21 protein-coding genes are annotated in these 22,636 nt (G+C 59.9%); 8 read left to right on the top strand and 13 right to left on the bottom strand.

Going from position 1 to position 22,636, the window contains the following annotated elements; all coding sequences use genetic code 11:
* Positions 1-2: 2 nt before the first annotated feature.
* The 8 genes from AU182_RS14270 to fabV all read right to left on the bottom strand — a co-directional run bounded on the left by AU182_RS14270 (position 3) and on the right by fabV (position 7,928).
* Entirely contained in the window at positions 3-878 is an 876-nt protein-coding gene (locus tag AU182_RS14270; protein WP_066966603.1) for a D-hexose-6-phosphate mutarotase, read from the bottom strand.
* Between the two features lie 72 nt (positions 879-950).
* Positions 951-1,724, bottom strand: a complete 774-nt coding sequence (locus AU182_RS14275; protein WP_066966606.1) for an MBL fold metallo-hydrolase — start codon at positions 1,722-1,724, stop codon at positions 951-953.
* 14 nt (positions 1,725-1,738) lie between these two features.
* On the bottom strand, positions 1,739-2,914 hold the full coding sequence (bamC, locus tag AU182_RS14280; protein ID WP_066966609.1) for an outer membrane protein assembly factor BamC: 1,176 nt from the start codon (positions 2,912-2,914) through the stop codon (positions 1,739-1,741).
* 113 nt (positions 2,915-3,027) lie between these two features.
* Entirely contained in the window at positions 3,028-3,903 is an 876-nt protein-coding gene (gene dapA, locus AU182_RS14285) for a 4-hydroxy-tetrahydrodipicolinate synthase (protein ID WP_066966612.1), read from the bottom strand.
* A gap of 137 nt (positions 3,904-4,040) precedes the next feature.
* Positions 4,041-5,009 carry an LpxL/LpxP family Kdo(2)-lipid IV(A) lauroyl/palmitoleoyl acyltransferase gene (lpxL, locus tag AU182_RS14290; protein WP_066966615.1) on the bottom strand — a complete coding sequence of 323 codons (969 nt, stop codon included), beginning with the start codon at positions 5,007-5,009 and terminating at the stop codon, positions 4,041-4,043.
* Between the two features lie 177 nt (positions 5,010-5,186).
* Positions 5,187-5,417, bottom strand: a complete 231-nt coding sequence (locus AU182_RS14295) for a DUF2789 domain-containing protein (protein WP_066966618.1) — start codon at positions 5,415-5,417, stop codon at positions 5,187-5,189.
* Between the two features lie 159 nt (positions 5,418-5,576).
* Complete coding sequence (locus AU182_RS14300; protein ID WP_066966620.1) at positions 5,577-6,620, bottom strand: NADP(H)-dependent aldo-keto reductase; 1,044 nt, start codon at positions 6,618-6,620, stop codon at positions 5,577-5,579.
* Between the two features lie 129 nt (positions 6,621-6,749).
* Positions 6,750-7,928: an enoyl-ACP reductase FabV gene (gene fabV / locus AU182_RS14305; protein ID WP_066966623.1), complete on the bottom strand. Its 1,179-nt coding sequence runs from the start codon at positions 7,926-7,928 to the stop codon at positions 6,750-6,752.
* Positions 7,929-8,454: 526 nt separating this feature from the next.
* Here fabV and AU182_RS14315 point away from each other — a divergent pair.
* Positions 8,455-8,868, top strand: a complete 414-nt coding sequence (locus AU182_RS14315; protein ID WP_066966628.1) for an acyl-CoA thioesterase — start codon at positions 8,455-8,457, stop codon at positions 8,866-8,868.
* A gap of 59 nt (positions 8,869-8,927) precedes the next feature.
* Here AU182_RS14315 and AU182_RS14320 read toward each other — a convergent pair whose 3' ends face one another.
* Complete coding sequence (locus AU182_RS14320) at positions 8,928-9,821, bottom strand: LysR family transcriptional regulator (RefSeq protein WP_066966630.1); 894 nt, start codon at positions 9,819-9,821, stop codon at positions 8,928-8,930.
* A gap of 121 nt (positions 9,822-9,942) precedes the next feature.
* Between AU182_RS14320 and AU182_RS14325 the strand changes: the two genes are divergently transcribed.
* A complete protein-coding gene (locus tag AU182_RS14325; protein WP_066966633.1) occupies positions 9,943-10,968 on the top strand; it encodes an NADP-dependent oxidoreductase in 1,026 nt (341 codons plus the stop codon).
* A 213-nt stretch (positions 10,969-11,181) separates the two neighbouring features.
* Here the strand turns inward: AU182_RS14325 and AU182_RS14330 are convergent, their stop codons facing one another.
* Together AU182_RS14330 and AU182_RS14335 are read right to left on the bottom strand one after the other, a co-directional pair.
* Positions 11,182-12,039 (bottom strand): universal stress protein, encoded by an 858-nt coding sequence (locus AU182_RS14330; protein WP_066966636.1) that lies wholly within the window; start codon positions 12,037-12,039, stop codon positions 11,182-11,184.
* A 292-nt stretch (positions 12,040-12,331) separates the two neighbouring features.
* Complete coding sequence (locus AU182_RS14335) at positions 12,332-13,840, bottom strand: SulP family inorganic anion transporter (RefSeq protein WP_066966640.1); 1,509 nt, start codon at positions 13,838-13,840, stop codon at positions 12,332-12,334.
* A 541-nt stretch (positions 13,841-14,381) separates the two neighbouring features.
* On the opposite strand from AU182_RS14335, the gene AU182_RS14345 reads away from it, so the two are divergent.
* The 6 genes from AU182_RS14345 (at position 14,382) to AU182_RS14370 (ending at position 21,871) form a co-directional block, all read left to right on the top strand.
* The gene (locus tag AU182_RS14345; RefSeq protein ID WP_066966645.1) at positions 14,382-15,659 is read left to right on the top strand and encodes an efflux RND transporter periplasmic adaptor subunit; all 1,278 of its coding nucleotides are present in this window, start codon (positions 14,382-14,384) and stop codon (positions 15,657-15,659) included.
* Positions 15,660-15,854: 195 nt separating this feature from the next.
* The gene (locus tag AU182_RS14350) at positions 15,855-16,556 is read left to right on the top strand and encodes an ABC transporter ATP-binding protein (protein ID WP_066966649.1); all 702 of its coding nucleotides are present in this window, start codon (positions 15,855-15,857) and stop codon (positions 16,554-16,556) included.
* Between the two features lie 11 nt (positions 16,557-16,567).
* Complete coding sequence (locus tag AU182_RS14355) at positions 16,568-17,881, top strand: ABC transporter permease (RefSeq protein WP_066966651.1); 1,314 nt, start codon at positions 16,568-16,570, stop codon at positions 17,879-17,881.
* Between the two features lie 27 nt (positions 17,882-17,908).
* Positions 17,909-19,120 (top strand): ABC transporter permease, encoded by a 1,212-nt coding sequence (locus AU182_RS14360; RefSeq protein ID WP_066966654.1) that lies wholly within the window; start codon positions 17,909-17,911, stop codon positions 19,118-19,120.
* A 73-nt stretch (positions 19,121-19,193) separates the two neighbouring features.
* On the top strand, positions 19,194-20,540 hold the full coding sequence (locus AU182_RS14365; RefSeq protein ID WP_066966657.1) for a sigma-54 dependent transcriptional regulator: 1,347 nt from the start codon (positions 19,194-19,196) through the stop codon (positions 20,538-20,540).
* The gene (locus AU182_RS14370) at positions 20,540-21,871 is read left to right on the top strand and encodes a PAS domain-containing sensor histidine kinase (protein WP_066966660.1); all 1,332 of its coding nucleotides are present in this window, start codon (positions 20,540-20,542) and stop codon (positions 21,869-21,871) included. Before AU182_RS14365 ends, AU182_RS14370 begins: the two co-directional genes overlap by 1 nt.
* A gap of 22 nt (positions 21,872-21,893) precedes the next feature.
* On the opposite strand, the gene AU182_RS14375 is transcribed toward AU182_RS14370, so the two are convergent.
* Entirely contained in the window at positions 21,894-22,301 is a 408-nt protein-coding gene (locus tag AU182_RS14375) for a hypothetical protein (RefSeq protein WP_066966664.1), read from the bottom strand.
* Positions 22,302-22,355: 54 nt separating this feature from the next.
* Complete coding sequence (locus tag AU182_RS14380; protein WP_066966665.1) at positions 22,356-22,616, bottom strand: hypothetical protein; 261 nt, start codon at positions 22,614-22,616, stop codon at positions 22,356-22,358.
* Positions 22,617-22,636: the final 20 nt, after the last annotated feature.

A 22,636-nucleotide genomic window follows, 5' to 3' on the forward strand; every position in this document is an offset into this window, starting at 1 on the left:
GGTCAGCGGCTCAGAGTCAGGCTGGCACGGGCCGATTCACCGGCTGCCAACTGCCAGCTATCGGCAAACGCATTGCCGTGCTCGACACACACAAAGCCAGAAAAATGCGCTCCGATATCGCCGATCGTCGCGGCGAGTTCGGCACCTGGATTCCAGGTGATCACCGTATGGCAGCCCGCACTGCGGGTGGTAATCGGGTTGGGGGTATGAATGGTTTGCTGCGCGGGTGCCTGTTCAAATACCCGGTCCACCTCGCCGGCAAACACTTGCATGCCGTCGAGCACATCGCGCGCAAAGCCCCGGGTTTTATCCCGGTAACTTACTCCGGATAACCCTTCGACCTCGACATCGGCGACATCCGCCACCGCGAAGTAGCTATGCAGCGCCCAGCTGTATTCCGTGGCAACCTCGGCCGTGTTGGTCAAGGCCAGGTCGAACGTCAGCGAAGTACCCAGCCCCACGCGCAGCACACACTCGAAGCTGCCAGCGAACAGTGCATCGCCCGGATGCTGAAAACGAAATGCCAGTGCCACGCTGCCGTCTGCCTGTTCTTCAGTGCCGACCAGCTCCCACCGCTGATTGCGCACCAGGCCGTGCTTGGGTTTGGCGGGGTCGCGCGTGTTCTCGCCAAACCAGGGAAGGCACAGCGGCACACCGCCGCGCACCGGAGTGCCTGCCTCGAACACTGCGGCAGGGCTCAGCCACAACAACGGCGCGCGCCCTTGCGCAGTAAATTCCAGTACCTGGGCACCTTGCAGCGCAATCACCGCCCGGCAAAGCCCGGTCTGCACCACTAACAGGTCAAGGCCCGGTTTGTCGTAGAGAGCACCGCTGTCGGTGCGTGTGATATACGAGGCCAGATGATCGTGCGCTGCCACGAATAGAAACTCCGTTTCCCGGATGTGAGTTGTAAGGGGCCGAAAGCGGACGCCGCCAGCCCGGATCAGACGTTACTCTGCCTTTTCAATCTGCAGCCAGTCAAACCCTTCCTGCTGACAGGCGAAAATACAGTTGGCCGCGCGCTCGGCGGCATCCGCAAGGGCGGCTCGCGCCAGCTCCAGGCTATTATTTTTTTCACTGATATGTGCGACAACCAGGTGCTGCAGATGATCGCTGCCCACCCGCTGCAGGAATCCCGCGGCCTGTTGATTGCTCAGGTGACCATAGGCACCGCCCACCCGCCGTTTCAGCGAGGGCGGGTAAGGTCCCTGCGCCAGCATCTGTGGGTCGTGATTCGCTTCCAGTACCAGTGCGTCGCAGTCGCCATAGTGGGCTTCCACATGGGGCGTAATGGTCCCCAGGTCTGTCAGCAGGCCCAGGCTGCTGCCGCGGCTGCGGAAGACGAATTGTGCCGCTTCACGCGCATCGTGTGGCACCGCCACCGGTGTCACCTGTATGTCACCCACCACGAACGGCTGATGACCTTCGATCAGATGGACCGCCGGCAACGCACCAATGTCACGCGCACGCAAGGTGCCCGGGGTCAGATAGACCGGGATCCGGTGCTTGCGCGCAAAAGGACCCACACCGCCCATATGGTCGCTGTGTTCGTGGGTGACGAGAATGGCAGTGAGGTCTGCCGGAGAGACACCGAGCCGCGCCAGGCGCCGCTCGGTTTCCTTGATGGTAAATCCGCAGTCCACCAGCAGGCAGTGGTCGCCGGAGGCGACCAGAGTGCCATTGCCCTTACTGCCACTACCCAGGGAGGCAAATCTGATCGCCATGACTGCGCCCGAGGTCAGATCAGGTTCTGGCGAATGGCCATCAACAGTTCAGAGGTTTTGGCCCGCGACAGCGGCTGGCCGCGGGTACTGCGAATTCGCACTTCAATCGCATCGTCCACGCCGCGCAGTACCACCAGGTAACCGGGGATATTGCTGTCGGCAGCACCGCCCAACCCCTGCATACCCGCAAACAGCGCAGGCTGAACAGAAGACGTCATATCGATATTCGCCAGCACCTGCTGCAGGCTGTAGGCCTCTGCGGATTTGGCCAGCTTGTCTTCTTTGCTGCCAGAGCCCCAGCGGGAGAACCAGCCCTCATCATCCTCCGACAGCTCGCGCTCCGAATCGTAGGTCACATAGAAAATACCGATATCCGAATCTTCTTTGTGCAGGCGATAGGCTCCGGTGTTGAGCGCATGGCTCACGGTGGCCCAGGCGCGGTTCATTGCCAGGCCCAGAGCGATGTAGGGCTCCTTACCCGCAGGCTCCATCACCTGCACCTTGACCTTGCCACCGCCAATGGCCTGCGCCACCAGGGAGGCCGCAGCGCCGGTCGCATCGGCGGCGAGGGCGCTGGACATCTCGTCGATCATCCACCCTTCCCGCTCCGGGCTGGAGGATTGGGCGGGCCAGTTCACCGCTCCGCCCGCCGGTGTTTCCAGTGGCGCAGACAGGTGGCGTACATGAATCTCGGTGGTATCCGGCTGCACGCCGGACTCCACCTGCAGGCGGTATTTATCTTTGGTGTCCGGGTTATCGCCAAACGTGAGCCAGGTGGTTTCCATCGTGCCAGCGCCGGCATCCGACATGGCCAGCTGCAAACCCGTGGTGCGCAGGAAGTAATGCAGCTGCGGCCACACCTCATCCGGCGGCTGGTTCACCAGGACCCAGCGGCGGCTACCCAGCTTCTGGATTTTCACCCGGTCGAGGCCCACATTGACCGACAGCGCCTGCGGGCGCGGCACGACAAAATCACCGCGCTCCACCTCGCCGCTGATCTGCGGTATTTCATAAAGTTCTTCCTGATTCTTGGAAGAAACACCTTCGGGCATCTGCAGTGGCGGCAGGCTGTCCGCCAGCTGGTAGTCGTCACCGCGGTCGCGGAAATAACCGTCCTTGCCAAAGATGCCACAGCCACTCAGGGTGGTAACCGCAGCGCACAGCAGGGCTCCGGCGGTAAGTTTTGTCATTATTGGTACCTTGTCGAATCAGTCCTGGTCGCAATTATCCGGTCGCGGCTTCAGGCAACGCCGGGGTGGCTTCCGCGGAAATACCCACAGAAGCCGACAGAATCTATCAGCTGTCAGAGCACGCCCGCACTGCGCAGGGCGTCGCGCACTACCGCATGAAACTCCGGTGACAGGCTGGTGAGCGGCAGACGAATACCGTCTTCGATGCGACCCATTTCTTTCAGTGCCCACTTCACCGGTATGGGGTTGGACTCCACAAACAGCGTTTTGTGCAATATTTCGATGCGCTGATTGATGGCGCGGGCCGTATCCGCATCGCCGGCCAGTGCAGCCTCACACATCTGGGCCACCGCCGCCGGGGCGACATTCGCGGTGACGCTGATATTCCCGTGGCCGCCGAGGAGCATCAACTCCACTGCCGTGGCGTCGTCGCCGGAGTAGAGGGCGAAGTCTTCCGGCACCCGCTCAATCACCTGACGCGCGCGCTCCAGGTCCCCGGTCGCTTCCTTGATCCCGACGATGTTACTCACCTCGGACAACCGCTGCACGGTTTCCGGCAGCATGTCCACCGCGGTACGCCCGGGCACATTGTAGAGGATCTGCGGGATATCGACGGTCTTGGCCACCGTTTTGAAGTGCTGGTACAGCCCTTCCTGGGTAGGCTTGTTGTAATAGGGAGTCACCAGCAGACAGGCATCGGCCCCACACTTGGCCGCCGTGGCGGTGAGCTCGATCGCCTCGGTGGTGGAATTGGCACCGGTGCCGGCAATCACCGGAATGCGCCCGGCCACCTGGTCGACCACGCGGCGGATCACTTCAAGGTGCTCATGCACGTCGAGGGTCGCCGACTCACCGGTGGTACCCACGGCCACCAGCGCACGGGTGCCCTGCTCGATGTGCCACTCCACCAGCTCATGCAGCTTGTCCCAATCGAGACTGCCATCTGCATACATCGGTGTGGCGAGTGCCACCATACTGCCGGAAATCATTGCAACTCCTTCTCCAGCCGGGCTGGTGCCGGCCTGTGCCGCCAAAAAATGAATGCGGTATGTTACTGAGCGTGCCAGTTGGATGCCAGCGCAAAAAAGTCATCCGACCGGAGCGCGCCCAACGGGCTATTTATTGATCAACGCGAAGCGAGGGGCTTGCGCTTTTTACGCCGCCGCTTGCGCGCCGGGTAGAAGGGTTCTTCCCCCTCCGGGCGGGTCTTGAAGCGGCGGTGCACCCACATATATTGGGACGGGTTCTCGCGCATACGCGCCTCGACAAACTGATTCACCAGTACCGCGTCTTTCTGTTCGTCTCCGGAGGGAATTTCCGCGAGCGGCGGAAACACCTTCACGTGGTACAGGCCTTTCTCTTCGAGGCGGGTGACCGTGTAGGGCACCACCTGTGCACGGCCCACCCGCGCAAAGCGCGAGGTGCCGGTGACGGTGGCGGCCGGCACGCCAAACAGAGGGGCAAATACGCCCTGCTTGATGCCGTAATCCTGATCGGGGGCGTACCACACCGCGCGCCCATTTTGCAGCGCGCGCAGCATTCCCCGCACATCCTTGCGCTGCAACACATTGGAATTCTCCCCGTGCCGCTCACGCCCCTTGCGCTGCATGTAGTCGTACACCGGGTTTTTGTGCGGCCGGTACATACCATCCACCGGGTGACTCATCGACATAAAGGCGGCACCAATCTCCAGGGTGGTGAAGTGCATCGCCATCATCACCACACCCTGGCCGCGCTCGTAGGGCGCCTGCAGGTACTCCAGTCCCTCGATGGTAAAGCGCTTGCGCAGCCAGTGGCTGGAACGGAACCACGCCATGCCGGCTTCCATCAGGGCGATACCGTGGGAGGCAAAATTGCGACGCAACAGTTGCTCGCGCTTGCGCGGGGGAAGCTCGGGGAAACACAGCGCCAGATTGCGCTCGGCGATGAACCGGCGGCTTTTGGCGAACCGCAGCATCACTTTACCCAGCCCCCGGCCCAGAGCCATTTGCCAGCGGTAGGGCAGCTGCGCCACCAGGTACCAGAGCCCGAACAGCGACCAGGTCAGCCAGTAACGCGGATGTAACAGGGCGACACGAAAATGCGGTTTTTCCATAGATAGCGGACAGCGGCGAAAAGGGAATGGACAACCGGACGCCGGGGCGACCGGAAGAAAACGGCGCATTATAGCCGCGCCCATCCTCCAGAGGGTACTACCGTGATCACGGATTCAACCGGCGACCGTACAGTCTCCGCGACCGCCGCATGCCCGGACCGCCGTCAGCGCCGCAACTCAATGTCGCAACAGGGCGTCCAGCTCGTCCACGACCTCACACCAATCGGAGTCTTCCACGATCGCGTCGTGCAGGAATTTGCGCTGGCTGTCACTCCAGAACTCCGCCCTGGCCAGTTTCTCTTCCCCAGCGAGATGGTGCCGGCCCAGGAAGTCTTCGATCGCGGCGTCATCAGAGCCCAGGCCAAGCTGGGCAAACAGGTCGTTCAGGGTGTGGTGACCGGTTTCCATGCAACCTCCCGTTCTTACGTTGCCTCATCCGGCCCCCCTGGGCGCGGAATCCTACCTGTGAGTATAGCTACCCGTGATTTTAGGTACCGCCGCAGGATAGGCGGGTCTCGCTCGCCAAGGGGCCGACTACCACAGGACTGCCGTCACCGACGGCCGATTTCAAGGGGCCGGGCTGGGATTCTGCTGGTGAATGGCATCAATCGCCTCCAGTTGCTCGGCGCTCAACACCAGTTCCGCACTGGCAATATTGCTCTGCAACTGATCCTGTGTGGTGGCACCGATAATGTTGGATGTGACGAAGGGTTGCTGGGTGACGAAGGCCAGCGCCATCTGCGCCGGGTCCAGGCCAAATTCGCGCGCCAGATGCACATACTGCTCCGTCGCCGAGATCGCGCGCTCACCGGTGTAGCGCTGGAAGCGCTCGAACAGGGTGAGGCGAGCGCCCTCCGGCCGGGCACCGTGCAGGTATTTGCCGCTCAGGGTGCCAAACCCCAGCGGGGAGTAGGCAAGCAATCCGCATTGCTCGCGAATCGCCATTTCCGCCAGCCCTACTTCGAAGGTGCGGTTCAGCAGGCTGTAGGGGTTCTGGATCGACGCCACGCGCGGCTTGTTACCGTGGGCCGCAAGACGCAGGTAGCGATGCATGCCCCAGGGAGTCTCGTTGGAAAGGCCGATGTGGCGCACCTTGCCCGCATCCACCAGCTCTTGCAGGGCGGACAGGGTTTCACTGATGTCCACGCCGTCATCGTCGCCGTGCTGGTAGCTCAGCTTGCCAAAGAAGTTGGCCTGCCGCTCGGGCCAGTGTACCTGATACAGGTCGATGTAATCGGTTTTCAGGCGCGTCAGCGAGTCGTCACAAGCTTGCAGGATCTGTGCACGATTGAGACGTGGGCCGCCGCGAACATGCCCCACCCCGGAGTTGGCGGCGCCGCGTCCGGTGACCTTGCTCGCCAGAATGACGTCCGCGCGCTTGCCGCGCTGCTGCAGCCAGTTACCGATAATCTCCTCGGTGCGACCATAGGTTTCGGGCCTCGGCGGCACCGGATACATTTCCGCACAGTCAATAAAATTGACGCCCTGTGCTACCGCATAGTCCAGCTGCTCGAACGCCTGCTGCTCGGTATTCTGCTCGCCAAAGGTCATGGTGCCCAGGCAGATTTTACTCACTTGAATATCGGTTTTCCCGAGCTGACGCTGTTCCATGGCGCTCTCCTGTTGGTGTTCGGTGACAATTTAGGTTGAGTAATCGTCGCGGTGAAAACGCCGCAGCCTACAACAAAAAACGCCGGCGAGTGAGGCCGGCGTTTTCAGGGCAGCGTCGATGCAAGCGGCTTACTTGAAGTCGGCTTCCACCAGCGGGCTGGTGTCAGCCTCGTAGTCGACACCCTTTACGCCAAAGCCAAACAGCTTGAGGAAGTCGTCGCTGTAGCCTTTGTAATCGGTCAGCTCGAACAGGTTTTCCTCGGTCACTTCCGGCCACAGCTTTTCAATCTTGGCCTGGGTTTCCGGGTGCAGTTCCTTCTCGTCCATACGGAAGCGGTTGGTGTCGTCCAGGCGCGGGCTATCGGTGTACAGCCCTTCGGTGTAGAGGCGGTACAGCTGCTCGATACAGCCTTCGTGGGTCCCCTCTTCCTTCATCACCTTGTAGACAATGGAGATATACAGCGGCATCACCGGGATGGCCGAGCTGGACTGGGTAACCAGGGCTTTCAGCACGGCGACGTTGGCGCTGGCACTGCCGCTGTCGCTGATGGCCTTGGCCGCGCGATCCAGGTCTTCTTTCGCTTTACCGATAGTGGCGTGGCCGTAGATCGGCCAGGTGAGTTTTTCGCCGATGTAGGTGTAGGCCACGGTTTTGCAGTCGTCCGCCAGCACACCGGCCTCGCCCAGTGCCTTCATCCACAGTTCCCAGTCTTCGCCACCCATCACCTTGACGGTGGCGGCGATTTCTTCCTCGTTCGCCGGGTCGACACTGATATCGGAAATTTCCAGCTTGTCGGTGTTGAGGTTCTTGGCGGTATAGGACTTGCCAATAGGCTTCAGCACGGAGCTGTACAGCTCGCCGGTTTCCGGGTCGGTGCGACGGGGAGAGGCAAGGCTGTAGATAACCAGGTCGACCTTGCCGAGATCCTGCTTGATCAGGTCAATGGCCTGAGCCTTGATCTCATTGGAGAAGGCATCGCCGTTGATGCTTTTCGCGTACAGGCCGGCTTTGTGCGCTTCTTTCTCAAACGCCGCGGAATTGTAGTAACCAGCAGAGGCGGTGCGCTTTTCCGTGGGCGGCTTCTCGAAGAAGACACCCAGTGTGTTAGCACCACAACCAAACGCAGCGGTGATACGGGAGGCGAGGCCATAACCGGTGGAGGCGCCGACCACGAGGACGTTTTTCGGGCCGTCGCCAATGGCTGGCTGGGACTTGATGTATTCGATCTGTTCGCGCACGTTGGCGGCACAGCCCTGCGGGTGGGCGTTGGTGCAGATGAATCCGCGTACTTTCGGCTTGATGATCATGCCGGGCTCTCTCCGTTGGTGATTCCGAATTGATGGGGCCGCTGAAAACCGTAGCGAGCGGGGGGCTGTTGGTGGCCACCGGAGCAGAGCAACCGGAGCGTACTTCAGTACGTGAGGATTGCGAGCACCGCTGGACGCCGCCAGGCGCACGCGCAGTAGGTTTTCAGAGGTCCCAGGGCCGACTGGCCGGCCATAAAGGCGCCCATTCTAATGGCGTTTACGGGCAACGCCCAGAGTGACAGGTCACGGTTGGGGAGTTTGGTGGCCAGAACTTCGGGGGTGGCGGCCAGTTTAGCCAAAGAGGCCGCTTTTCTTACGCCCTCTTCCTGTGCGCAACGCACATTTTTTGAACACATTTGACTAAGACAAGCATGCGGAGTCACTTATTTCCCCCGACCGAGACGCCCGCACCGCGCCGTATAAGGCCCGCAATGCATTGGCACACTAAATGCAAAACCTCCTTTGGCAGCGCGATGGAACGCGGGGCCCTTTTATTTTTTAAGGAAAAGCAGCGAGGTAATTTCCGATGAAGTACTACTCACGTCATTTCGTAAAACCCGGCGACCTGAATCCGGCCCAACGTCTGTTCGGCGGCCAGGCACTGGCGTGGATGGATGAGGAGGCGGCCATCTTCGCCGGGTGCCAGATGGGCACCGCCAATATCGTGACCAAGCTGATGTCCGAAATTGATTTTGTCAGCTCCGCGGTTTGCGGGGACGTTGTGGAATTCGGCTTCGAGGTGACGGACATTGGCCGCACCTCGCTCACCGTGCACTGCGAAATGCGCAACAAACAGACCCGTGAGCTGATTGTGCGGGTAGAGCGGATTGTGTTTGTCGCACTGGATGCCGAAGGCAAACCGACACCACACAAGAAGGCGGGAATGACCCTGGCAGAAGCAGCAAACTCGACCAGCGAGGCACGCAAGCTCGCCAGCTAAAATAGAGGCTGTGCCTAATAGGTAATCTTATGTGGCCAGTTGTGGATTACTCACCAACATTAAAGAGACTCCATCAACTGGTCCAGCCATCCGTGCCTGCTGCCCCGCCACACTGCCAGTAAATCCCGCTGGCATTCATAGGGGCAGTCCACCACATCAATCCGCACAGCACCGATTTCATTGATCAGGTCCAGGGGAAGGTAGGCCAACACCTGCGCCTCTCGCACCAGGTTACACAGCGCCCCGTAATCGTTCACCACCACGGACACCCTGCGCGGCAGCTTGTCTTCGCGCCAACCGTCACTGCCTATACCCTGCTCATCGCCGCCAAAAGGAGATATACGGGGAGCAGCAAAAGCGTATGCTCGTAATGTCTGCGTCGTTACTGAAACCGGACGATGCATTGGATCCGCCTGTCCCACTACCAACGGGTGTGCGGACGACGCTGCTACGGCCATGGTGATGGTGCCGATATTACGCGAGCTGAACCCCGCACCGATCTGGCTGCTAACAGCATCCGTCACCAAAGCGCAATCCACCTCACCCCGGACGAGCATCTTGAGCGCCACCGATTCGTATGCGGAGGTCATAGACAAGCACGACTGCCCCAACTGCTCAGCCAGTTGTCGCTGCATACGCCCCGCCCACCGCAGCTGCAACATGGCGGGCGCAGCGACACGGCACTCCGGTCCTTGAGCCACGCTGCCAAATTCCGCCCGCGTCGCCCTTGCCAAGGCCACAATCTCTGCCGCCCGTTGCTGCAGTCGCCGACCGCTGTCATTGATCGAGATCTTTTTACCGACCCGGTCAAACAGACGACAATCCAGGCTCCGCTCCAGTCGGCTCAGAACCTTGCTCAGCCCCCCAGGGGTGGCATCTAGCCGGTCAGCGGCCCTTTGCAGATTCTGAGTGGCGGCAATAACGAGAAACTTCTCCAGGTCTTCTGTTTCCACAGCGCTTCTTTCACCTGCTATTTCCATTACGGAATTAATAAACTGCCAAAACGAATCGATTCGTTACTAATGTACGACTAGACTGTCGCCGTAACAAGCTCCAACCCCGAGAATCCATTTCATGAACACCCTGACCAATCAGCGCTGGATCTACACCACCCGCCCCACTGCCGAAGTTGATACCAGCCACTACCGACTGGACCGCACACCATTGGATACCGAACTTGGCAGTGGCGAGGTATTGATAGAAAACCACTACATTAGCGTCGACCCTTATATGCGCATTCAGCAGGCTGCACGGCCCAACTGGGAGGAACCACACCCTCTGAACACCGTGCAACGTGGCGCTGTAGTGGGCCGAGTGCTGGCTAGCCGTGACAGTACGTTGGCGGAGGGAGACTGGGTAAGTGCCTACACGGGCTGGGAGCGTTACTCCCGTGTGCACGGCTCTCAGGCCGCAAGGCTGGACCCGGATCGGGCACCGGTAACCACCGCTCTCGGCGTGCTGGGTATGCCCGGCCGCACAGCCTGGTTCGGTCTCATGGATGCCGGGCGTCCGCGCCCGGGAGAAACGCTGTCGGTGTCCGGCGCCGCCGGTGCCGTAGGGTCGCTGGTCGTGCAATTCGGAAAAAAAGCCGGCTGCCGCGTAATCGCATTTGCCGGTAGCGACGAGAAATGTGCCTGGCTGACGGACGAGCTGGGTGCAGATCAAGCGATCAACTACCGTCATTTTGCAGACGCGCGTGCGCTCGACGAGTACTTTCAGTCCGAGGGGATACGCGCGGACATCTACTTCGATAATGTGGGCGGCATCATTACCGATGCGGTGATCCCCAATATCAACCGCCGTGCGCGCATTGTGATCTGCGGCCAGATCAGCCAGTACAGCGGCAACCTGGATGAGGTAGCCAGTGGTCCGCGCTTCCTCCATCACATGCTTTATCAGCGCGCGCAAATACAAGGCATTTTGGCACGGGACTTCAATCACCGTATGGACGAAATGTTGGCAGTTGTAGCGCCCTGGGTCAGCAAAGGAGAGATTCAGTTTCGGGAAACAGTAGTTGAGGGATTCGAGCAGTTGCCAACAGCACTCAATGGTTTATTCCACGGCCACAATACCGGCAAAATGATCGTAAAAATCAAATAACAAACCAAGAAGACGCAATACTAAAGGACTTCAACTCACTCATTGCCTTCCTTTCCCCGTGATCACCCTGCCAGTGAAGTTACCTTTCCGCCGATCAGAGCAGTGTGGCCTTCTTCCACGCAATCGGCTTAAGCAGGCAAACAAAAAGCCTGTGACGCCCCTCAATTGCAAGGGACCGTCACAGGCTTCTTCGATACCGTAGGCAGGAAGTGCTCAGCGCAGCAGCAACAATGGCTGATTGGTACCCAGCAGCATTTTGGCGGTCACGCTGCCCAACAGCAGGTCGCGCAACTTACTGTGGCTGAAAGCGCCCATCACGGTGAGGTCGATATCGTGCTCCTGCTGATAGGCAATCAAGGATTCCACCGTCTTGCCCTGCAGATTGGCGCTAACCACCGCTACCCCGCCATGACTCAGCACCTCGGCGCCCTCAGCCAGAACAGACTCAGCGCCATCCCCCACGTACACCAGGTGGCACTCAACATCTTTAAATACCGGACTGCTGGCCACCATCTCCAGGGCCTTGCGCGCCGACTCACTGCCGTCGTACGCCAGCATGATTGAGCGCGGCGCCTTGAACTCGCGGTTCACCACCAGAATCGGCTTGTGCAGCGAACGCACCACCGACTCCAGCTGCGCCCCCAGCCCCTTGTTGGAAGCCTCATGCTCTTCACCACGGATACCGAGCACCAGCACCCGAATGTGATCCTCCAGCTCCACCAGAGACTCCACCAGCGAACCGTGCCGCTGGCAGGTAACCACCCGCTCCGCCCCCGCCTTCAGCGCACGCTCCCGCGCGCCCTCCAGCATCTGCCTGCCCTGCTCCAGCAGCAGCCTGGAACGCTGCTGCTCAAGACTGGTGAGCTCCTCCAGCAATTCTTCCTGGCTACCAAGGCCGATACTGCCAGAGAGATCGGCGACCGCGGGCGTGGTGACCCGTTCGATATTGTGCAGCAGCTTGATGGGGGCAGAAGCGCGACTGGCGATCCAGGCGGAATAATCACAGACAGCACCACTGAAGCGGGAGCCATCGATGCAGGAGAGTACCAGCGGATCTTTTTGTTCGGTCATTTATTATTTTCTCTCTGTCGCTATCCAACTTAATAAACTACGAAGTGCGGTCCTCGCTTACGGAGTGAAGGGACAAGGGAGAAGCCGAAATGCTGGGTGGAAGTTTTTGAAACCGTCGGCGACATGGACGTCGCCGCCGGAATCCCATACGACCGCCATGGATGGCGGAAGTGCAGAAAATGCATGGATGCAATTTTCTGCCAGGGATGTACTTGTGCGCTTTCAAAAACTTCCACCTAGTGTTTCGGCGCCACCGGCGCCAAAACAGAGCTCCCGATGCGAAGCTCCGGGCTTAGTGCCCCCCCAACACCTTCTCAATTTCTTCCGGCTTATCGTGCACCCCAAAGCGGTCAACGATGGTCGAGCTGGCTTCGTTCAGGCCAATCAGCACAACCTCGGCGCCCTCGCGGCGGAACTTCACCACCGCCTTGTCCAGCGAGTACACCGCCGATACATCCCAGAAGTGGGCGCGGCTCAGGTCAATCACCACCTTGTCCAGCGCCTCTTTAAAATCAAAGGCTGCCACAAACTTGTCCGCCGAATTGAAGAACACCTGCCCCACCACCTTGTAGGTCCGGCAATTCGTCTCCTCATCCAGCTCCGATCTCACATACATAAAGTGGCTCACCTTGTTGGCGAAGAACAGCGACGCCAGCAGCACCCCCACAAACACGCCAAATGCCAGATTGTGGGTAAACACTACCACAATCACCGTGGACAGCATCACCAGATTGGTCGACATCGGCAACTTGTTCAGGTTGCGGATCGAGCCCCAGTCGAAGGTACCGATAGACACCATGATCATCACCGCCACCAGCGCCGCCATGGGGATCACCGCCACCCAGTCGCTCAGGAATACCACCAGGGTCAGCAGGCCCACACCCGCCACCAGCGTGGACAGACGGCCGCGACCACCGGATTTCACGTTGATCACCGACTGGCCGATCATCGCGCAACCCGCCATACCGCCGAGCATGCCCGCGCCGATATTGGCAATACCCTGGCCCTTGCATTCGCGGTTCTTGTCACTGTTGGTATCGGTCAGATCGTCCACGATGGTGGCGGTCATCAGGGATTCCAGCAGGCCCACCACAGCGAGACCGGCGGAGTACGGGAAGATGATTTTCAGGGTCTCAAAGTTGAGCGGCACATCCGGCCACAGGAAGATCGGCAGGGTGTCCGGCAGCTCGCCCATGTCGCCCACGGTGCGAATATCCAGACCCATTACCAGGGCTACGGCGGTCAACACCAGGATGCACACCAGCGGCGACGGCAGAACCTTGCCCACCACCGGCACGTAGGGGAACAGGTAGATGATACCGAGGCCGGCGGCGGTCATCGCGTACACGTGCCAGGTAACATCGGTGAGCTCAGGCAGCTGCGCCATAAAAATGAGGATGGCCAGCGCATTCACAAATCCCGTGACCACGGCCCTCGACACAAAGCTCATCAGGCTGCCGAGCTTGAGATAGCCGGCGATGATCTGCAGCACACCGGTGAGTAACGTGGCGGCCAGCAGGTATTGCAGGCCGTGCTCTTTCACCAGGGTGACCATCAGCAGGGCCATGGCGCCGGTGGCGGCAGAGATCATGCCCGGGCGGCCACCGACGAAGGCGATCACCACGGCAATACAGAAGGAGGCGTACAGGCCCACACGCGGGTCGACACCGGCGATGATGGAGAAGGCGATGGCCTCGGGGATCAGGGCCAGGGCCACGACGAGGCCAGCGAGCACGTCGCGGCGGATATTGCCGAACCAGTCGTTTCTGGTGGACGACAACAGGGTGTTGGAGAACTGCATAATCAGGTGAGCCTGTCTGGGATTCTGTCTTGAGGGTCTTTTTCGAGCCCTCTTTTGTGGGGCCGTAAATAGGGGCGCGGATTCTAGCATCTTGGGGGTTGTGGCTAAAGAACGCTCAGTGCTTTGGTCTGGTTTTGTGGCGATCCCGCTGCCGGGTACAGCTTTGCAAGACACGCCGTGAACCCATCCATGGGGGCTCTTCCGCGAGGTCCCTCTCGCGGAAGGTCTTGCAAAGCTGTACCCGACAGCGGGATCTTCTCATCAAACGCCTGCACTTTTCCGGCCGATGTCGCGCTTTCCCACTCCTGTCCGGCCCCACGGACACAGCCTGTCCGGACACTTTTTGCGGACACCTCACCCGCCATCCAAAAACTTTCTGAAAATTTATTTTTTATATATATCAAATACTTAAGACGAAAAACCGCCTTGGCACGGCAATTGCGATAAGGCCGCTGCATCTACAAATTCCGCTTTGCATCCGGACGCGGGAAGACGCGCATCAAAGTGGCAGAAGAACAGATTCTAAGAACTTGGGAACAACATGATCAGAGATACCTCCGGGCAGGACGTCCAACTCACCCCACAGAGCCCGTGGAAAAACCCGCGGCTGCTGAAGCGCACCGGGCTCGGTATTGGCGCGGCCGCGTTTGTGGTGTGGGGGCTGATGAGCTGGCAGAGCACCAGTGCGGTGGATGCCAGCGTGTCACTGGCGCGGGTCAATATCGCGGCGGTGGAGCGCGGGGATCTGATTCGCGACCTGGTGGTTCAGGGCAAGGTGGTGGCCGCCAACAGCCCTACCCTGTTCAGTCCCGCCCAGGGCATCGTCAAGTTTGCGGTAAAGGCCGGCGATGCTGTGGAGAAAGGCCAGCTGCTGGCGGAAGTGGACAGCCCGCAGCTGCAGAATCAGCTCGCCCAGGAAAGCGCCCTGTACAGCAAGCTCGCCGTGGAGCTGGCCCGGCAGAAGATCCAAGCCAAACGCCAGCGCCTGGAGAACACCCAGAAAGCCGATCTGGCGAAAGTCGACCTGGCCGCCGCCGAGCGCGAACTGAAGCGTGCCGAGCTGTCGATGGAAAAACAGATCATCTCTCAGCTGGATTTCGAAAAAGCCAGCGACGACCTCGCCCGTGCCAGACTCGAGTACAAACAGGCGGTACAGAACTCCCAACTGGAAAACGAAGCCCTCACCTTTGAGACCCAGACCCTGCAGCTGCAGGTGGACCAGCAGCAACTTCAGGTTGAAGAGCTGCAACGCAAGGTCAACGAATTGCAAATCGTCTCCCCCGTCAACGGCACCATTGGCAGCCTCGCCGCCACCCAGCGCTCAGCCGTCGCCGCCAATGCGCCGCTGCTTACGGTGGTCGACCTCACCAGTTTTGAACTGGAAGCCGCGGTGCCGGAAAACTACGCCGACGACCTGGGGCTCGCCATGGAGGTAGTAATCAATATGGGCGGCACGCAACTGCCCGGCGAAATCACCGCAATTGCTCCAGAGGTCATCGACGGCCAGGTTGTGGCCCGTGTGCGCTTCCTGCAGCAGCCTGAAAACCTGCGCCAGAATTTGCGCATGACCGCACGCGTTCTGCTGGAGAGTCGCAACGACGTGATTCTGGTGAAGCGCGGCGCGTTCCTGGATCAGACCGGGGGCCGCTTTGCGTGGAAGCTAAACGACCAGCAACAGGCGGTAAAAGTGCCGATCACTATTGGCGCACTGGGACTGAACCAGGTGGAAATTATTTCCGGCCTGCAGGAAGGCGACCAGATCATCACTTCCTCTGCGGACGCACTGGAAAATGCCCAGGTCGTTGCGCTGAGAGACTAATCCAATATCCGGAAATTTAATGCGAAGGTGCTGATGCCGATCGTTGTATGCGAGACCGTCTGCGGCCACGACGGCCGCAGCCGAGCCCCCAGGGATGGGTTAACGGCGTGTCTCGCAAACAACGATCGGCATCAGCACCGCCACAAGACTTAGAACTACCAACAGACAAAAACTGCGAAGACAAGGAAATCTACCATGCTGAAAATGCACAACATCCGCAAAAGCTACCGCACCGACGCCATCGAAACCCATGCACTCAGGGATTTCAGCCTGGAGGTCAAGGAAGGCGAATTTGTTTCGGTCACCGGCCCCAGTGGCTCCGGAAAAACCACCTTTCTGAATATCGCCGGCCTGCTGGAAACACCCACCGGCGGCGAGTACCTGTTGGACGGACAGGAAGTGGGTGGACTTTCCGACCGCGACCGTTCACACCTGCGCAATGAGAAAATCGGATTTATTTTTCAGGGGTTCAACCTGATTCCCGACCTCAACCTGTTCGACAACATCGATGTGCCGCTGCGATACCGCGGGTTCAACGCCAAAGAACGCCGTCGCCGTATCGAAAAATCCCTGGAGCAGGTCGGCCTCGCCGCCCGCGCCAAACACCTGCCTGCTCAGCTGTCCGGTGGTCAGCAGCAGCGTGTTGCCATCGCTCGTGCACTGGCCGGCGAACCGCGCTTCCTGCTCGCGGATGAGCCCACCGGTAACCTCGACTCGCTGATGGCCCGCCAGGTGATGGAGCTGCTGGAATTCATCAACGAATGGGGCACCACCATCATTATGGTCACCCACGACCCGGACCTGGCGCGCCGCGCACACCGCAACATCCAGATTGTCGACGGCCAGGTTTCCGACCTGCGCCAGACCGCGCAGCATGAACAAGTGGCCATCGCCTGAGGAGAGCCGACATGTTTGGATACTATGTTTCCCTCGCACTTCGCAGCCTGCGGCGCACTCCAGTGCTCAGCGCACTGATGGTCGCGGCCATCGCCGTGGGCGTTGCCGCCGCCATGACCACCCTGACACTCAACTACATGATGTCGCGCAACGCACTTTCGACCAAGGACGACGTGCTGTATGCGGTTCAGCTGGATGGATGGAATCCCCACCGTGCGGCAGATAATGCCAGCGAAATGCCCTGGCAGCTTACTTACCAGGACGCGGTCAATATTTTGCGCTCGGACATTCCGACACATCATGTGGCCATGCACCGCTGGGGCGGCCCTATCTCCTTGGAAAACTCCGATGTGCGCCCGTTCAATGCAGACGCCCGCGTAACCAGCCGCGATTTTTTCGCCCTCTTCGATATCCAGTTCCTGTACGGCGGAACCTGGACACAGGAGGCAGACCAGACCCCCATACAGCAGCTGGTATTGTCCAAAGAGACCAACGACAAGCTGTTCGGTGGCGAGAACAGTGTTGGCCGCACGGTAAACTTCAACGGTGCGCCGTTTACGGTGGTGGGCGTTACCGAGCACTGGCAGCCCAGCCCCAAGGTGCACGACCTGAATAATGGCCACTTTAATGAATCCGCAGAAGCATTCCTGCCCTTCGGCCTGCACCGCGCATTTGAAATCTACCCTTGGGGCAACACCAATGGCTGGAAATCCGAGGAGATCAACAATTACGAAGACCGCCTCAACAGCGACATGGTGTGGCTGCAGTACTGGGTGCAGCTGGACACCCCGCAACAGGTCGAAGCCTACCGGGAATTCCTCACCGGCTATATCCGTCAACAAAAGGAACAGGGCCGCTTCCCGCGCCCACTGAAGTTCGGCCTGAGCAAACCTTCGGAGTGGCTGGTACTGAATGAAGTGGTCGGGGGCGATGACCGTATGCTCAGCTGGCTGTCTCTGGCCTTCCTGCTGGTCTGCCTGGTCAATGCCGTTGCCCTGCTGTTGGCAAAATTCCTGCGCAAGGCCCCCGAGGCAGGAGTGCGCCGCGCGCTCGGTGCCAGTCGCAATGCGGTATTTAGCCAGCACTTGGTAGAAAGCGGCTGCGTGGGCCTGCTGGGCGGACTTGTGGGCATTGTGCTGACGCTCGGCGGCCTGGCACTGATTCGGCAGCTACAGATGGGCTACATGGATCGGATTGCGTCGATGGACTGGACCATGATGCTGGCGGCCATCGGCCTCGCGGTTCTGGCCAGCCTGCTCGCCGGTTTCTACCCCGCGTGGCGTATCAGCCGAACCAACCCGTCCATCTACCTCAAGACCCAGTAACGCGGCGCAAACAGAAAGGAAATTACCATGTTGGAACTGCGACCCATTTTATCCGCGCTTTGGCGCCACAAAGTCTCGGCGCTGCTGATTGCCCTGCAACTGGGCCTGACGCTCGCTATTGTCAGCAATGCACTGGTGGTCATCAACGAGCGCAGTGAGCGCATCTCCCGAGATACCGGTGTTGCCGAGAACGAGATCGTCACCTTCCGCTTTATGGCGATTGCGAAGGACTACGACATGTACGATGCCTTCCGCCAGGATCTCGATATGATCCGCTCGCTGCCCGGTGTAGCCAGTGCCACTATCAGTAACCATGTGCCGCTTTCTGGCAGCGGCTCCGCCAGCGGCTTCTACACCGAGCCGAACAAGGAAACCGGCGGGGTGAGCGCCAACTATTACACCGTCGATGAGCATTTTGTCGATGCACTGGGGATGAACCTGATTGCCGGTCGCGATTTCTATCCGGAAGAAATCATGCAGATCAGCCCCAGCAGTAGCGAGCGTCCCAACGTGGCAGTGGTCACCCAGAAATTTGCCGATGACGTGTTTCCCGAAAGTAATGGCAACGTACTGGGCAAGTCGTTTTTCCTCGGCGGCGACGATCACCCGATTGAAATTGTTGGCATTGTGGAGCGCAACCTGGGGCCCTGGCCCAATTCCTCCCTGGCCGGCCGCGGTGCCTTCTATCCGGCAATCTCCGACCGCTGGTTCAATTACATTGTGCGCGCCGAACCCGGACAGCGCGATCAGGTGTTGAAACTGGTGGAAGAAAAGCTCGCGGAGCGGGACGGCAACCGGGTCATCAATTCGAATACCCTGGAAGCTGAAAAAGCCCAGTATTACGCGGGTGACAATACGATGATCAAGGTCTTGAGCGGCGTGATCATCCTGCTGACCTTTATCGTTGCCCTCGGTATTGTTGGCCTCACCGTATTCTGGATTACCCAGCGCCAGAAGCAGATTGGCGTGCGCCGTGCACTGGGGGCCACCCGCACCGCCATCAGCCGCTATTTCCTGCTGGAAAACCTGATGATCGCCGCCACCGGGATCGCTCTGGGCATCGCTGCCGCACAGATATTCAATGGCGTGCTGGTGCGAGAGTTCGAGCAACCGGCACTGCCGGTAGCGATCACCCTCGGCTGCGCGCTGGCACTGCTGGTCGTAAGCCTGACGGCAACCCTGGTGCCTGCCCTGCGCGCCGCCAACATCTCGCCGGCAACGGCCACACGCAGCGTGTAAAGCAGGGTACACTTGTTCCACTACCGAAGCGGGCGCATGCGCCCGTTTTCATCGTGCAGCCAAGAAAAATAGTATGGATAAAGTCCTTGTCATAGACGACAACACCAGCATCATCTCTGCGCTCTCCCTGTTGTTGTCCCTTCACGATATCCAGACCCTTTCCGCCATCACCCCCCAGGCGGGATTACAACTGTTGCGGGAAAACCCGGATATCAGTCTTGTCATTCAGGATATGAACTTCACCGCCGACACCACCTCCGGTGAAGAAGGTCGCGCGCTGTTTTTTGCCCTGCGCGAGCTGCAGCCCGACATTCCCGTGATACTGCTTACCGCCTGGACCCAATTGGAAATGGCCGTCGAGCTGGTCAAGGCCGGGGCCGCGGACTACGTGGGCAAACCCTGGGACGATAACAAGCTGATTGCCACCATCAAGAACCTGATGGAGCTGCACGACCTGCAACAGCAGCAGCGCCAGTCCCAGAGCCGCGCACAACAGGCGCGGGAAAAACTGCACCAACAGTTTGATTTACAGGAGATTGTCTACCGCAGCCACAGCGTGCAAACCCTGCTGGAAATGGCCACCCAGGTGGCCCACTCCGACGTGCCGGTATTGATCACTGGCCCCAATGGCGCGGGCAAGGAAAAAATTGCGGACATCGTGCAGGCCAACTCCAGTGTCAGCGAAGGCCCCTACATCAAGGTCAATGTAGGCGCCCTGCCAGAAGAGTTGATGGAAGCGGAATTATTCGGTGCGGAAGCCGGCGCCTATACCGGGTCCGGCAACAAGGTCCGCCAGGGAAGATTCGAAGCCGCCGATGGTGGCACCCTGTTTCTCGACGAAATCGGCGAACTCTCGGCCAGTGGTCAGGTGAAATTACTGCGTGTTCTGCAAACCGGTGAATTCCAGCGTCTCGGTAGCAGCCAGACCCGTAAGGCATGCGTGCGGGTCATCAGTGCGACCAATAGCAACCTGCAGCAAATGATCAGTGACGGCCGTTTTCGGCAGGACCTGTTCTACCGGTTGAACGTGATAGAGCTGAAGCTGCCGGCATTGAGCGAACGGCCGGAAGATATTCTGCCCCTGGCCCGCAGCTTCCTCGCGGCAACCGGCAAACACCTCGCGCCGCAGGCGCAGCAACGCCTGATGCGCTACAGCTGGCCCGGCAACGTGCGCGAATTACAGAATGTCATGCAGCGTGCCGCCGTCCTCACCCGCGGAGATACCATCGAGGAGTCGACGCTGGCACTGCCGGAAGAGGCACAACTGAAGGTCCCGGACCACAACTTTGAACCCAGCCGGGAACTGCTGGAGCAGACACTGGCCAACTGCAACGGCATCATTGCCCAGGCCGCACGTGAGCTGGGTCTGAGTCGCCAGGCACTGTACCGCCGCCTGGATAAATACGGAATTCCCTACTGATGCCCCGTAGCCCGACCCCGAAAACCTCCCTGGAGGGCAAACTGTTTGGTGTGGTGATACTCGCCGTGACCCTGGGCATCAGTATCCCCTTCGGCCTGCTGCACTTCGGCGCCGGCCCTGCACTGGCGTGGAGTGCCGGGCTGCTGCTGGCGCTGGTGCTGTCGTTTTTGCTGTTGCGCCCGTTCACCCGCAATCTGAACCGCGCACTGGAAACCCTTGAGGGCGGCCTGCTGAATTTTCGCGACGGTGACTTTTCCATCTCCCTGGCACTGAACCGCAACGACCAGCTGGGCCAGCTAGCGGAACTTTACAACGAGGTGGGAGAGATACTGCGACGTGAGCGCGCCCACATTCACCAGCGGGAACTGCTGCTGGATACAGTCATCCAGAGTTCGCCGCTGGCTCTGCTGCTGATCGATCACAGCGAACACATCATTTACGCCAACACTAGCGCGCGCCACCTGCTGCACCAGGGCAAGCCCCTGCAAGGGCATCGGCTGGAAACGATTCTTCCCCGCTGTCCTCCGGAACTGGCGCAGGCCATTGAGCAAAAACAGAACGGGCTCACCAGCTATCTGGACGGCGACGTCAGCCAGACCCTGCACATCAGCAACAGCACCTTTGTGCTCAACTCGCAGAAGCACCGCTTGATCCTGCTGCGGGAAATGACCCGGGAACTGACGCGCGCGGAAGTTCAGGTGTGGAAAAAGGTGATTCGCCTGATCAGCCACGAGCTGAACAACTCCCTGGCCCCCATCTCCTCCATGGCCCACAGCGGCAAGCTGTTATCGGAAAAAATCGACTCGCAGCAACTGGCCGGTGTGTTCGATGTGATTGCCGATCGCTGTCGCCACCTAACCGAATTTACCCAGGGCTATGCACGCTTCGCCAAACTGCCGCCGCCGGCCTGCGAGCAGGTAGAGTGGTCCACCCTGGTCAAGCAGCTGCAGCCACTGCACCCCTTCCGGCTGGAGGGTGAACTCCCCCTGCGCCCGGGTTACTTCGACCCGGCGCAAATCGAGCAGGCGCTGTTAAACCTGCTGAAAAATGCCAGCGAGTCCGATAGTGCGGAAGGGGAGATTACCTTGAAAATTGAAACCGACGCCCACGGCCAGCTGCTCACCGTCGCTGACCGCGGCAGTGGTATGAACGACAAGGTGTTGCAGCAGGCGCTGCTGCCGTTCTATTCCACCAAGCCCCAGGGCGTCGGCCTGGGGCTGGCTCTGTGCCGGGAAATTGCCGATGCTCATGGCGGGCAGATCCGGCTGCACAACCGCAGTGAGGGCGGCCTTCAGGTCAACCTGTGGCTACCCTGGCCTGAAAAACCTTGAAGAAAAGCGTCGCGCGGCGAGTTTAGGCGCCCGCCGTGTGGCAACGCAGCCCCTCGCTGTACATCCAGCACTTGCCGCCTTCCGGGCAGGGCGCATCCATGGTGATGGGCGCCGCACCCGCCGGGCACTGGGGCGCGCGCCCGGCCGTGCACCAGGGGCCACTATCCAGCTGATAGCACACCGCATCGTCCACCAGACAGGCGTTGGCCGTCGGCACCTGCCTGTCGCCCGCAAAACACTCGCGGGGGTAGGCAGGCATCAGGTTGGCGGGCAGCGGCCGCTGATAATAGGTCGCCGGGGTGCCGGTAAGATCACACCAGAAGCCATCCAGGCTGGCGGCATTTTCCAGGCTGTCGCCCGTATGGGCGCAACCCGTGGCAAACCCTGCGGCAATAGAAATCACAAACACGCTAAACAGGCGCAGCTTCATATCACTTCCTCTGTGATGCCGACGGTGATTGCCGCCGCGCCCAAACTGCCGGGCTTACTTTTCGTAAACGATACAGCGGCGACCGCCGGAGATTTCGTAGCACTGTGCGGTGGCCGGACAGATTGAGCCCGGCGCCAGTTCTTCCGCATCGCCCGGGCAACCATCGTAATTGGTTTTTTGCTCCGCATGCACCGGAGCCCGGGGGATGGGCGCACTGTTAGGGTAGACCACCTGATCGCGCACGCTACTGGTACCACAGGCCGACAACAGTGCTGCTGCCGCCATCACAGAAAACATCGTTACGCGCTTGCGCATGTGACCTCCTTAACAATTGC

It is taken from the genome of Microbulbifer sp. Q7, assembly GCF_001639145.1.
Taxonomy (GTDB): domain Bacteria; phylum Pseudomonadota; class Gammaproteobacteria; order Pseudomonadales; family Cellvibrionaceae; genus Microbulbifer.